The organism is Gilliamella mensalis (genome assembly GCF_900103085.1).
Lineage (GTDB): Bacteria > Pseudomonadota > Gammaproteobacteria > Enterobacterales > Orbaceae > Gilliamella > Gilliamella mensalis.
The window spans coordinates 1-13,652 of record NZ_FMWR01000009.1; the positions used below are offsets into that span (position 1 = coordinate 1).

14 protein-coding genes and 1 pseudogene are annotated in these 13,652 nt (G+C 34.2%); 4 read left to right on the top strand and 11 right to left on the bottom strand.

Annotated elements, in window-relative coordinates; all coding sequences use genetic code 11:
- The 8 genes and pseudogenes from BQ5209_RS04900 to BQ5209_RS04935 form a co-directional block, all read right to left on the bottom strand.
- Window positions 1–1,113, bottom strand: a pseudogene (locus tag BQ5209_RS04900) (IS3 family transposase); the annotation flags it as partial.
- Between the two features lie 194 nt (window positions 1,114–1,307).
- Window positions 1,308–2,360 carry an acyltransferase family protein gene (locus BQ5209_RS04905; protein WP_085247436.1) on the bottom strand — a complete coding sequence of 351 codons (1,053 nt, stop codon included), beginning with the start codon at window positions 2,358–2,360 and terminating at the stop codon, window positions 1,308–1,310.
- A 90-nt stretch (window positions 2,361–2,450) separates the two neighbouring features.
- Window positions 2,451–3,410 (bottom strand): glycosyltransferase, encoded by a 960-nt coding sequence (locus tag BQ5209_RS04910; RefSeq protein ID WP_085247437.1) that lies wholly within the window; start codon window positions 3,408–3,410, stop codon window positions 2,451–2,453.
- A gap of 3 nt (window positions 3,411–3,413) precedes the next feature.
- On the bottom strand, window positions 3,414–4,445 hold the full coding sequence (rfbB, locus tag BQ5209_RS04915) for a dTDP-glucose 4,6-dehydratase (RefSeq protein ID WP_085247438.1): 1,032 nt from the start codon (window positions 4,443–4,445) through the stop codon (window positions 3,414–3,416).
- Between the two features lie 2 nt (window positions 4,446–4,447).
- Entirely contained in the window at window positions 4,448–5,692 is a 1,245-nt protein-coding gene (locus BQ5209_RS04920; protein WP_085247439.1) for a sigma 54-interacting transcriptional regulator, read from the bottom strand.
- Window positions 5,673–6,716 (bottom strand): beta-N-acetylhexosaminidase, encoded by a 1,044-nt coding sequence (gene nagZ, locus BQ5209_RS04925; RefSeq protein WP_085247440.1) that lies wholly within the window; start codon window positions 6,714–6,716, stop codon window positions 5,673–5,675. Before nagZ ends, BQ5209_RS04920 begins: the two co-directional genes overlap by 20 nt.
- Window positions 6,717–7,352 (bottom strand): LpoB-related protein, encoded by a 636-nt coding sequence (locus tag BQ5209_RS04930; RefSeq protein WP_085247441.1) that lies wholly within the window; start codon window positions 7,350–7,352, stop codon window positions 6,717–6,719. It abuts the gene before it with no gap.
- Window positions 7,353–7,358: 6 nt separating this feature from the next.
- Window positions 7,359–7,706, bottom strand: a complete 348-nt coding sequence (locus BQ5209_RS04935; RefSeq protein WP_085247442.1) for an HIT domain-containing protein — start codon at window positions 7,704–7,706, stop codon at window positions 7,359–7,361.
- A 406-nt stretch (window positions 7,707–8,112) separates the two neighbouring features.
- Here BQ5209_RS04935 and rpsF point away from each other — a divergent pair, with 406 nt between their 5' ends.
- From rpsF to rplI, 4 genes are read left to right on the top strand one after another with little or no spacing between them, the layout of a single operon-like run.
- A complete protein-coding gene (gene rpsF, locus BQ5209_RS04940) occupies window positions 8,113–8,496 on the top strand; it encodes a 30S ribosomal protein S6 (protein ID WP_085247443.1) in 384 nt (127 codons plus the stop codon).
- The gene (gene priB / locus BQ5209_RS04945) at window positions 8,483–8,788 is read left to right on the top strand and encodes a primosomal replication protein N (protein WP_370737825.1); all 306 of its coding nucleotides are present in this window, start codon (window positions 8,483–8,485) and stop codon (window positions 8,786–8,788) included. Before rpsF ends, priB begins: the two co-directional genes overlap by 14 nt.
- A 4-nt stretch (window positions 8,789–8,792) precedes the next feature.
- Window positions 8,793–9,020 (top strand): 30S ribosomal protein S18, encoded by a 228-nt coding sequence (gene rpsR, locus BQ5209_RS04950; protein ID WP_025314965.1) that lies wholly within the window; start codon window positions 8,793–8,795, stop codon window positions 9,018–9,020.
- A gap of 22 nt (window positions 9,021–9,042) precedes the next feature.
- A complete protein-coding gene (rplI, locus tag BQ5209_RS04955; RefSeq protein ID WP_085247445.1) occupies window positions 9,043–9,492 on the top strand; it encodes a 50S ribosomal protein L9 in 450 nt (149 codons plus the stop codon).
- A gap of 53 nt (window positions 9,493–9,545) precedes the next feature.
- On the opposite strand, the gene ggt is transcribed toward rplI, so the two are convergent.
- The 3 genes from ggt to BQ5209_RS04970 form a co-directional block, all read right to left on the bottom strand.
- Window positions 9,546–11,249 (bottom strand): gamma-glutamyltransferase, encoded by a 1,704-nt coding sequence (gene ggt / locus BQ5209_RS04960; protein ID WP_085247446.1) that lies wholly within the window; start codon window positions 11,247–11,249, stop codon window positions 9,546–9,548.
- 541 nt (window positions 11,250–11,790) lie between these two features.
- Window positions 11,791–13,140, bottom strand: a complete 1,350-nt coding sequence (gene celB, locus BQ5209_RS04965) for a PTS cellobiose transporter subunit IIC (protein ID WP_085247447.1) — start codon at window positions 13,138–13,140, stop codon at window positions 11,791–11,793.
- A gap of 14 nt (window positions 13,141–13,154) precedes the next feature.
- The gene (locus BQ5209_RS04970) at window positions 13,155–13,640 is read right to left on the bottom strand and encodes a hypothetical protein (protein WP_085247448.1); all 486 of its coding nucleotides are present in this window, start codon (window positions 13,638–13,640) and stop codon (window positions 13,155–13,157) included.
- Between the last annotated feature and the right edge of the window lie 12 nt (window positions 13,641–13,652).

Consider the following 13,652-nt stretch of genomic DNA (forward strand, 5'->3'; position numbering starts at 1 on the left):
TTGTTCATATTGTTCAGGTGATACCCAGCCATTGGCTGAATGACGACGGATACGATTATAATAGATTTCAATATATTCAAATAGTCCTTTATTAGCCAACCTCCTCGTTTTATAGTAACAACCATGAATAATATGGATTTTAAATGTGTGAAAAAACTTTCAACGACCGCATTATCAAAGCAGTTTCCTCTTCGACTCATGCTTTGCCTGAGTCCATATTGTAACAATAACCGCTTGAAATCAGCACTGCTATATTGGCTACCTTAGTCACGATGAATGAGCACATCTTTAGGAAAGTGACGGCGAAACAAAGCTTGCTTTGATGTATTACACACTAAATGACGGTCTATATAGCGACTGGTTTGCCTAGCAATCACTTTTCGTCCATATAAATCGATAATCACCGACAAATATAACCAGCTTTCACCTGTTTTAATATAAGTGATATCGGTTACCCATGTAGTATTAGGCTTATCAGGATTAAATTGCCTATCTAACGTATTGGGGATGATATGATGATGGAGGCTGGTATCTATGTTATTCTTGACTTTATGAGCTGCTTTACTAAGTAATCTCAAACTACGTAATCCCCATTATAGCTAACTGTCCTTTCTGAAACTTGATAGCCCGCATCCCTAGCATCATGAAGCAGGCTCGGTGTACCCAAACGTGCCTTATGCCGCCAATACTGCTGCTTAGTATACTCGCTGAGTTCGGCGGATTTGTTTGCCCTTTTTCACCAAGCATAATAGCCTGATGAACTAATGCCAAGTAATTAACATGCCTTGGTTATAGGATAGGCTGTTAAATGATTTTTCATATAGGCGTACTTCATCGACTTAGATTGTTGATGAAGTACACATGCACCTTTTTTAGTATGACATTAGTCATTTTTAGTGCTTTTATTTCATTTTCTAGCGCCATAATTTGCTGTTGCTCAGTCGTTAACTCACAACGGCTGGTTTTATTCGGAACTAGTTGTCTAATCCACTTATCTAGGGTTGATTTACCTACTCCTAGATGGTTGGCTAGTTCACTGATGGAAAAGTGTGCATGATATAACGCACAATCGACTGATTGTTGTTTGAATTCGACACTAAATTTTATGACCATGATAATTTTCTCCTATGATTTGTATTTATATCATAGAGGCGACTTCTATCCACTTTTTGGGAGAGGATCACAATACATAATAAAATACCATTATTTTATATATCTTATGCGCATTTTCATAAAATAGGTTTCAAGCAAACTAAAAATAAAATTATTAAAATAACTTTAATTGCAGTTTAATAATTTCTCATAGTTTATATCGACTTACTTTTGAAATATAAAAGAAATTTATTTTCTACAAATATATGCGTTAATATTGAAATAATAGAAATAAAGATAATATAAAATAATAATGCTGGAATACTAAAAATATTAGAAAAAATAATTTCCTTATTGATCACAATTCCTACGGGATGTAATAAATACAATGGGTATGAGATTTTACCAAACCAATTCCCAATAATATTATTGGTCAATTTAAAAATTATTCCTTTGTTAAAGGATAATGAAATTATCATCAATGAAAACAAAAAAATTGAGTAATATTCATTATTTTTTATGTAATCATTTTTGGCGTAAAAATAAATTATAAAGAAAACAATTATAATTTGAATTACTGATATTATATTTTCACTTTTCTTTGTACTATTATTTTGCATAGATTTAACAATAATATAAATAAATGCTCCTAATGCGTATCCGAGCAGAGCCCTAATCAGACCAAAAGGCATTAATTTACCAAATTTATGATAATGAATATTCATGTAATCAGTTGAGTAATTATTAATAATAAAAAAACAAATTAAAATAATTAACATTAAAAAAGGAAAAACTAATTGGTTTGCTTTCTTATCAAAAAAATGTAGGACCGGAAAAAATATAACCCCTACCCACAATTCAGCAGAAATACTCCAAGATACACCTAATGGCTCAAAAAATATAAAACTCGATGATTGAACAAAAGGTAATAATTCCCCGATGATTAAAATTCTTACAATATCCCCAAAATCAGGTTTTCCAAGATGGTGATGAAGCAATTTCAATACAATAAAGGTGAGTAAAATTGAAAAAATATAAACTGGATATAATCTTAAGAATCGAGCTTTAGTAAAACTAAAACAATTAAATTCTTTTTTATTTAAAATAGAAAAAGCTAATACAAAGCCACTTAATATAAAAAAATAATCAACAGCTAGTATAAATGATAGTGGAATTGAAACATTACCATTCCAGTAAAAATAATGACCAATTGCAACACAAAAAGCCATTACACCACGAAAAAAATCAAGCGAATAGTTTCTTCGCATAATAAACCTATTTATATAAATAATATCGAGTAGCTAACAATAATTGTTAATTTATGAAAATGATTATAATTAAAGGAGAGAAAGTCTAATCTATAGCGTTCTTCTTCGCTTATACAGTAGAGGTAAAAACCTAATAACCAAAATTTTTTTAATATCTTTAAAAGTAAAAAAAGGATTTTTTTTACAATAAACTTGTTTATTTTTACGTATTTCTTTAGACATACGTAAAAGAAATAAATATCGATGAGGCATTTCTAATCTATTATAATTCCATTTATAGCTTTTATATTGAATATAGCAAATTAAGAATTTTAGTTTTTCATATAACATTTTATTTTTGCAAAATGCCATTATTTCATTAAATTCATCACAAATACAAAACACCTTATCTTTACTCTTTATTGATGCCTGAGCATGTATTCGATAATAAATTAATGGAGCGTCAATAAGCATCATTCGTGTTGCGCAGGCATAGACTTTAAAACTAAATGCTGTATCTTGATATGATGCGCCGGGTGTTTCTAAAAATTTCAGATTATTTTTCTGAATAAATGTTCGCTTATAAATATTAGCCCATACCGACGGCCACTGTAGGAATGGCGATAAATCGTTTTGTGGATTAATTAATGTATTAGTTTCCATTTGATATGAATCGATTTTTTTAATTGAACTATCTTTTTGTGTAAATGTAAAAAAGTGGCATCTTGCAATATCTAAATCATTTTCAATTGCTATTTTATATAATATTTCAAACATTTCGGATTTAGCAAAATCATCAGACTCAACTATACCTATATATTCACCAGTACATAGTTGAAAACCTATATTCATTGAATGACCATAGCCACTATTAGGTTTGTCTATGACTCGAATTCTTGAATCTTTATCAGCATACTCTTGTAAAATAGTAAGCGAATTATCAGTAGAACCATCATTTACACAAATGATTTCTATATTCGTTAATGTCTGATTTATAACACTGTCCAAACATTGCCGTAAATACTTTTCTACGTTATAGACTGGCACGACAATTGATACTTTAGGTAACATAAATTATCCTTGAATTCCTATATTATTTAAATACCATAAAATTGTTTTTCTCAAACCACTTTCAAATCTTTCCTGTGGCTTCCAGCCTAATTGAGTTTGTATTTTAGATGAATCGATAGCATAGCGAAAGTCATGACCAGGTCGATCGGTCATAAATTGAATTAAATTTTGATATTGTTTAATTCCATGCGGGTGTTTTGGAATAAGTTTATCTAATATTGAACAAATAATTTGCACTACATCTAAATTAGTATATTCATTATTAGCTCCAATATTATAAATTTCTCCAATTTTACCATCCATCAAAACAGTACATAAAGCTTTAGCATTATCTTCTACATATATCCAATCACGTACTTGTGACCCATTGCCATAAATCGATATAGGCTTACCTGCTAGCGCCTTTAAGATTACCGATGGAATTAATTTTTCAGGATGCTGAAAAGGTCCATAATTATTAGTACTATGGGTTATAATCGTTGGCAGTCCATATGTGCGGTACCATGCTTTGACTAAATGATCGCTCGATGCTTTAGAGGCGGAATAAGGACTACTTGGTGAATAGGGTGTTACTTCTGTAAAGCATACTTCTGTACTACCTAAATCGCCATAAACTTCGTCGGTTGACACATGAATAAAACGAAATTTTGCTTTATCTTTTTCAGGTAAATTGCACCAATAATTTCGAGAGGCTTCTAAAAGTGTAAAAGTTCCAATAATATTGCTTTCGATAAAAGTAATTGGGCTTGTTATTGAATTATCCACATGGCTTTCAGCAGCCAAATGAATAACAGCATGAGGTTGATATTGTTGAAAAATTCGCAACAATCCTTGCTGATTACAAATATCCATCTTTTCAAAAAGATATCTACTATTATTGGAAACCATGGCAAGTGATTGCAAATTTGCTGCGTAACTCAATTTATCAATATTAATGACATAATGTTGAGTATGCTCAATAATATATCGAACAACAGCAGATCCAATAAATCCAGAACCCCCTGTTATTAAAATTTTTTTAGCGTTATTAACCAAAACTACCGCCCTATTCTATAATCCCTCAACTTATTCGCAATGGCCGTATGCGATACACCTAATCTTTTAGCAAGTTTTCTTGAACTTGGGAATTGGCCATATAATTTTAATAAGATTTCTTTCTCAAATTGTTTAGTCATTTCATCAAGGGTTTTATTTTCAATATTGCTCACCCAAGATAATTGCGATGTGGTTGATGTTGGTAACACAATATCTTTGACAGTTAATATCGGCAAGGTTAATTGCGCCAATGCAGAATAGAGGATATTTTTTAGTTGTCTTACATTCCCTGGCCATGAGTAATGGGTCAAATAATCAATCACATTATGATCAATAGTTGGCGGTGTAATGCCTTGTTTATTGGCAAACTCATTAACAAAAATATGAGCCAATAGTGCAATATCATCTTTACGTTCTTGCAAAGAAGGTAAATTAAGCGATAGTACATTGAGTCTGTAATAAAGATCTTTTCTAAATTTACCTTGTTCGACCAACTTAGCTAAATCAACTTTGGTTGCACAAATAATTCTTACATCAACATAGACTTCATTATCATCACCCACACGACGAAAATAACCATCATTAATAAAACGTAATAGTTTGGTTTGCATTTGAAAAGACATTTCGTCAATGCCATCAAGTAATACTGACCCACTATTAGCTTGTTCAAAAAAGCCTTTTTTATTTTCAATAGCACCAAGATAGGCGCCTGCTGCATGCCCATATAATTCGCTTTCAACAACATCATCAGGCATGGCAGCACAGTTTAATGCTAGAAAGGTCTGATCACCGCGTGGACTATATTGATGGCAAGCATTAGCCAATAAATCTTTGCCTGTGCCTGTTTCTCCAGATATTAATAATGGCTCGCGTTGCATAGAAAAGGCTTTAGCTTGAGCAATGAGTTTTTGCATAACCAAACTTTGGGTGGCAAAAATATCAAAAGCATGACTACCCACTACCTTGATTTTCGCTAATCGTTTTTTTAAATAGTCAATTGATTGTAGGATAAATATTGTTTTGGATGATCCAATCGTTTTTTGCAATAAAAAGTGCTGAGAATTTAAAACAATGATCGTATCATCATCTTGTTCATCTACATTTATTGTATTATCAATATTGAAGATCTTTTGATAATCAAAAGGTTGATTTAAAACTAAAGCATGATCAGAAAATAGCGCCTTAGCGCTATGATTATACGCAACCAGAAGTTGGTTATTATCAATTTCAATGATTGCTACTTGCATAGTTTGCCCACTTTTCACTAAGTTTTACTAAATTATCACGTCGATATTGCCACTCAGTACTTCTCGTTAATTCTGAATAGGTAATTTTTGTATTGGTTAATAAACGTGTTGCTTTATCTGATGTTAAAGGATGAGTCTTATCTAACTCGGTTAATTGGTCCAAAATAGTTAACGTTCCTTGCCGGTTATTACAAGCCAAAAGCAGATCACAGCCTGCGGATAATGCCGATTGGGCTCGTTCGGCATAATTACCCATAATTGAGGCACCTTCCATCGATAAATCATCAGAAAAAATGATACCATTAAAATGCAACTGATTGCGAAGCACGTTCTTAAGCCAAAACGGTGATCCGCTTGCGGGTTTATCATTAAAAGCCGGGTAAATTACATGAGCAGGCATAATCGCATCGAGTTTATGATTAGCAATAAGCCTAGTAAAAATCTGCATATCATGCTCAATCAATAATTTTTCACGATGATCAACTGGTGTTTCTTTATGCGAGTCGGCAATCACATGACCATGCCCCGGAAAATGTTTACCTGTTGTTTTCATCCCTGCTGCACGCATACCATCAATCATAGCGGAAGCAACTTGGTAAGCGATATTGACATCTTGATGAAACGAACGTGTACCGATAGCTAAGCAGTCATGACCTACATCTAACACTGGTGCATAGCTAAGATCGATATCAAAGGCGATGAGTTCCATAGCAAGAACCCAGCCGGCATCAAAGGCTAACGATTTGGCTTGTTCAAGATTATTAAGTGCCACAAAAGATTGTGCAGGAGGAATTGGTGTAAAACCATGCCTAAAGCGTTGAACACGCCCACCTTCATGATCGACCGAGATTAATAAACGCTGTGAAGAAGCTGTGCGAATCTGTTTTATCAATTCTACTAGTTGATCTTGATCTTGATAATTACGACTAAATAAAATCACCCCTGCAACAAATGGATTTTGCAAAAGAGCTTTATCATCATCGGTTAATGAAGTACCTTCCACATCAATCAACAATGGTCCCATTTATTCATGTGCCTCTGAAACGTTATCTTTATTATTAGTAGTATCTTGTTGCGAAGGAAAGTCTTTAGACGTTACTCTCGTTAAGATTTCTCCGCTTTGTGTTGATAGTAATTCAATTGAAAGATTGGCATCATTGCTATCACGGGGTGCTTTATATATAGTCGTAAATAGCACATATCCCGCATTGATTGATTTAGCCAACCCAATCATCTTACCACGAGATACCAATTTATCATCAGTTGACATACCTAACGCTTGTTTAGCTTGGTTAATGGACTGTCGATTGACCACTGTAAACACATTTTGTTTATTCATTAATTGATGTAGTGCATCATCGATTTGATTTGTTGCAAGATAATCATCACTACGATTTTGAATATCACTAATTAAAATAATATTATTGTCATTATCTGCAAGCGATGTATGCAATATTTTATTTACAAATGGCGATAATGTGGCGTTCCAATCAGTCTGTTTGACAATTTGAGGAGGCGTTTCAATCACACCTGTATCATCGGGCTGAGTGACATCAACAGGTGGTTTCACTTCAACTTTTTGGCTATTACTAATAAGCTGACAACCCGTTAAAGCAAAAACAAGTGAGCTAGTAACCAAAATACACTTGATCTGTTTCATATACTATTAACCTATTAATCGCCCTAAATTTTTACCGCCTAATAGATGCATATGGATATGAAACACGTCTTGTCCAGCATCTTTATTACAATTCATGATTAAACGATATCCGCTTTCATCAACGCCTTCTTGCTTTGCAACCTTAGCTGCAACAACCATCATATGCCCAAGAATAGCTTCATCTTCTTCTTTAATATCATTAACAGTTGGGATAAGTTTGTTAGGAATAATTAAAATATGTGTCGGGGCTTGTGGAGAAATATCACGAAATGCCGTCACCTTATCATCCTGAAAAACAATATCAGCTGGGATTTCTTGTCGAATAATTTTGCTAAAAATAGTTTCCTGAGCCATCAAACTTCTCCTCTTATTATATTTACACAGACATCGACCAATACCAATTCATCTGTGCCCAAGCATATCATATTTTACCAACAAAAATGTATAGAAATCGTTACATTTTACAATGCATTTTTATAATCATCAAAAATCGTCAAAAAATGTATTGATTTTAATTAAGTTTTCACTTTAATTTTTGACAACCCCAGTAAAAAAGTTTATAAAAAACGCACATAAAAACAAACGTTTTCTTAACAAAATACACTACCACCCAGTAGAGAATCTTGGCATATTCATTTGTCAAACACAATTACTTGATATATAATGCCCCGTCGATTTCAACCGCCTATTTTCATGTTCCTTGCTTTCAATGGGTTGCGGTTGCCCCGACAGAAAGCTGATTAATCCGTAGGGAGCGATAATGCGTCATTACGAAATTGTATTTATGGTTCACCCAGATCAGAGTGAACAAGTACCGGGTATGATCGAACGCTATACTGGTACATTAACCACTGATGGTGGAAAAATCCATCGTTTAGAAGATTGGGGTCGTCGTCAATTAGCCTATCCTATCGAAAAACTGCACAAAGCACACTATGTGTTAATGAATGTTGAAGCAACTCAAGAAGCTGTTAACGAGCTTGAAGATAACTTCCGTTTCAATGATGCAGTAATTCGCAGTTTAATTATGCGCACTAAACACGCTGTAACTGAAACTTCACCTATGTTAAAAGCGAAAGATGAGCGTCGCGGCTCTGATGAAGATTTTAACGAAGCAAACATGGACGATGATTCCGACGAATAATCGTTTAGTGTTATCGGGTATTGTAAAAAAAACACCGATACGAAAAATCAGTCCAAGTGGGATTTCGCATTGTCAATTTTATTTAGAACATGTTTCTGAGCAAGTTGAAGCAGAACTCACAAGGCAAGCATGGTGCATCATGCCTGTAATTGCTAGTGGACAACAAGAGTTAAGTTACGTAAAAAAAGGCAGTAGAGTTTTAGTTGGTGGATTTATAAGTACCCACACTAAACGGAATCAAACAAGCCAACTTGTTTTACATGCTGACCAAATTAAACTATTAGGAGAATAGCCAAATGGCACGTTATTTCCGTCGTCGCAAATTCTGCCGTTTTACTGCAGAAGGCGTTAAAGAAATTGATTATAAAGATGTTTCTTTATTAAAAAGCTATATCACAGAAAGTGGTAAAATCGTACCAAGCCGTATCACAGGTACTAGCGCAAAATATCAACGTCAATTAGCTCGCGCAATCAAACGCGCTCGTTATTTGGCACTATTACCATATACTGACAACCATCAGTAATTAGCAACAGAGGGAACATATAATGCAAATTATTCTACTCGATAAAGTTGCTAATTTAGGCAGCTTAGGTGATCAAGTTAATGTTAAAGCGGGTTATGCGCGTAACTTTTTGATTCCACAAGGTAAAGCAGTCGTAGCGACTAAAAAGAATATCGAATTTTTTGAAGCTCGTCGTGCTGAATTAGAAGCAAAACTTGCTGAGACATTAAAAGCAGCTGAACAACGCGTTGCTGAAATTAATGCACTTGGTAAAGTCACTATCACTTCTAAAGCCGGTGATGAAGGCAAATTATTTGGTTCAATTGGTACTCGTGATATCGCTGATGCAGTTAAAGCTCGCGGTATTCAAGTATCAAAAAGCGAAGTGCGCCTGCCAAATGGTGTACTGCGTACTACTGGTGAACATGAAGTGTTCTTCCAAGTACATAGTGAAGCTTTTGCTAAAGTTATTGTTGATATTATTCCTGAATAATCATCCAACAATAAATACCAAAAAAACCCGTTCAAGTAACGGGTTTTTATTATTTATTTTACAATGATTGATTTACCTCTACCTCGAATATCTGACACCGCTTCAGGTTTATTATTCGTAATTTTTATGGCTTGAATATCACCGCTAAAATCTTGTTGTTTAAAATGATAACCCATTTGTTTGAGTTTATCTTTTAAATCTTCTGGTACTTTATTTTGAAAACGCTCAATAAAGATAAGATTAGTTGGTAATAATTGATGATGATAACGTGGAGCATCTATTGCTGCTTTTAATGACATATGGTTATCAAAGACATTCGTCACCACTTGAAAAATTGAAGTAAAAATCCTTGAACCGCCCGGTGTACCAATAACCATTGCAACATCATTATTTTTAATAAATATACTTGGCGTCATAGAAGATAAAGGGCGTTTATTTGGCTCAATTGCATTAGCATCTTTGCTCACAACACCAAACTGATTAGCAACACCTGGTTTACTACTAAAATCATCCATCTCATTATTGAGTATAATACCTGTACCTTCTATTACAACGCCTGATCCAAACCAACCATTAAGTGTATATGTATTAGATGCCGCATTGCCCCATTTATCCACAATAGAAAAATGTGTTGTTTGTAATTTTTCGCGATTATTATCTAAACCAGGTTTAACTTGTTCAGTAATCGAGATAGCTTTTGGATTAACTTGCTTAGCTCTTTGCGATAAATAATCAGCATCAATCAATTGAGTAACTGGTACAGAGATAAAATCAGGATCACCCATATATTCAGCCCGATCGGCAAAAACACGTTTTTCTATTTCTGCTAATAAGTGAATATATTGTGGTGAATTCACTTTTACGGCTTTGAACTCATTCGCTAAATCTTGCTTCATTAATAAAAGTTGAATTAAACCAACACCACCTGAACTTGGCGGTGGTGCGGTGACAATTTGCATATCTTGCCACTTAGCAACTAACGGAGCCCGCCATTTAGCCTGATAATTGGCTAAATCGTTTTCAGTAATTAAACCGTCATTTTTTTCCATCTGTTGAGCGATTAATTTAGCGGTTTCGCCTTTATAAAATCCATCCCTACCTTGGTTTGCAATACGCTCTAATACTTTGCCAAGTTCGGGCTGTTTAAATACCTTTTCAGCTTGCATAGCACCGAAGTATTGCTTAAAGTGCCCATTAGCAGGTGCAAGTTCTGCAGCCTCTTGATAACGTTTAAATAACTGTTTATCTACAGTAAATCCTTCATTGGCAAATTGAATGGCCGGTACCATCACCTCTTTCCAAGATAATTTACCAAAACGTTGATGCACCGCCCACATACCGGCAACTGTTCCCGGCACTCCCGAGGCTTTGTAAGAATATAAACTCAAATTAGGGATCACATTTTTATGTTCATCAAGATACATATCTCTATCGGCCTTATTAGGGGCGACTTCTCGATAATCAATAAAGTAAGGCTGTCCATCCATCCAAAGGGTCATAAAACCCCCACCACCAATATTACCCGCTTCGGGATAAGTAACAGCAAGAGCAAAGGCGGTAGCCACAGCAGCATCAGCCGCATTTCCCCCTTTTTTTAATATTTCCTGTGCGGCGATTGCACCATAATAATCAGGTGAGGCAACTGCACCAGCCACTAATTTTTGTTTTGCGCTTTCGACTGCAAATACTTGTTGGCTTATCAGCAATAATGCAATAAAGTAGCAATACTTTATTAACTTACGTTTGAAATAACACATATAGCGCCTCCTAATAAAAGTATTATTTATCTCACCCACTTAACACCAAATTGCATAAAAAGTATTAATAAATCAGCAATAATTGGTTAAGGAGAATCATCAATATAACATAGAAAATCAAATAACGATCAAATTTTGATCAAAAACCCCGTGCGAGCTTAATTTTGGCTTTCCCATAATTGACCAATTTAAGGTAATGCACATACCTACTAGTACCCAAAAAATAAGATTCTCGGCTATTTTTATATTCAGTAGTGACAGTTAATTGAATGTTAAATACAATCGATGATGATGATGGCACCAAACTATATCGTGTTATCACTTACCTACCTTTTTTGGAGGGATACAATTAAATATTGGTAAAAAATCTTGTCAAAAAGTTTCAGATAACACCAACGTTTAAGTATAAAATAGTGTTGAGTTCAACAGAAATGTTTTTTAAAGCGCCAAAAAACAGGTACAGTTGACCTTATGATATAAATAAAAAAGAGCGTAACCAACTTGATTGACGTGTATACGCTCTATATAAATCATTATAAAACTATGCTGTTTGAATTTGGCTTTCTGACTTGCCTTGCTCATCTTTATACAGTTTATTATCATATAATTTGACAAAAGGAAGATAAATTAGCACAGCTAAAATAGCAGAAAATATCGCAACAATAGCCGCTTTATAATCACCGCCAGTACTAATAAATGCCCCTAATCCCATTGGCGATGGCCATGGAATTAATGCGATGATAGGGTGAATAAAACCGGTATTAATAGCCAAATAACCTAATGTTCCACACGCCATGGGCGCTAAGAAAAAAGGAAGTGCTAAATAAGGATTATATACAATCGGCATACCAAAAATAACCGGTTCGTTAATATTAAATATTGCAGGTACTGCAGATGCTCGCCCTAAGATTTTTAGTTGGCTAGACTTAGCAAAAAACGCAATAAAGAATGTCATTAATAAGGTAGAACCTGATCCCCCTAAAATCACAAGTGAATTATTAAATTCACCTGCAAAAGGAATATGTGCTCCCGCCGTATTTTCAGTCATATTAGTTAACATAATCGGAGTGATAAATGCACCAATAATACTCGCACCATGGATTCCAACCACCCATAATGCGTGGATTAAAAATAGGATAACCATAATACCCAACCAACTTTTGGTGAGATTGGTTACAAAGGCAAATGGTACAGCAATGATATTAAAAATATCAGTACCAAAATAGATAAAAATGCCATTAATAATGATAACTACAAAGGCAATCACAAAAGTTGGAATTAGTGCAGTAAACGATCGTGAAACGCCAAGTGGTACTGTTTCTGGCATTTTCACAACCCAATTACGCCTGACGCATAAAAAATAAAGATGAGTCGCCACAATAGCCATAACTATTGCAATAAATATACCCGATGTCCCCAACCTAAAGACAAAGGGTTTTAAACGTAGACCATTAAAGACTAAATTACTTTGATCATTGAGTAAGGTAATCACACCATTTTGCATAATCAGTTCAGGCAATGTCATGAAAAAGGCAAAAACGGATAACATCGCCCCATTAAGAGCATTAACTTTAAGCCCGGTTTCTTCCGCTTCGATCTTAGTCAGTTCATAACCAACAACAAAGTTAAAATAGAGAGCTAAAATACCTATTGTTGCCGTATTAGCAATCATATAAAGATCACTCACTCTAAAAAAAGTATTTTCAAAAAAGCCTTCTAATCCCGTAAATGTCATTGGTAACGTGTTGAATACTAAAAACATGGAGCCAACAATAGAAAAAGGTACTGACGCCATTCCCGCCGCCATTACAGCTCGAACAATTTTAAATTGTGATATTTTCGCCATGGGCGTCATCAGATATTTCTGTAAAATAACAAATCCCGTATTCATTTTGTTTTCCTCATCTAATTAATAAATTCTTCGTAAGCTTGGATTCTTTTAAAATGCAGATCCTGATTATGTTGAATTTTATTTAACTTTCTAAGCATTAATAGGACAATAATCAAGCTTACTGTAAGTAATACTATTAATACATTTGCAGCCTCTTGTGTCTGTTTCAGAAATGGATAAAAAAAGTGATACAAAGGGGTATAAAGGGTCATTATTAATGCTATCAAAACGATCGCTAAACCTTGATAAAACAACCGTGCATAAGGCAATTTATTGCAATGATTACGATAAAGCTTAATTTGTTCCCATGTAGTAAGTATACCTAAAACAAAAAGAGAAATCGGCAAAAGAGCTATAATTGACAGTGAACCAATTAAAAAGATAGCCCAATAAAGATTTAAAAATAAAAAAAATGCGGTAGTATAACGAATTGCTAAAAATCGATTAAAATAGAGGTTGGTTAGGCTGATTTTTTTATGTATTGTAAGCTTTTCTGTCATTATGCTACTCCT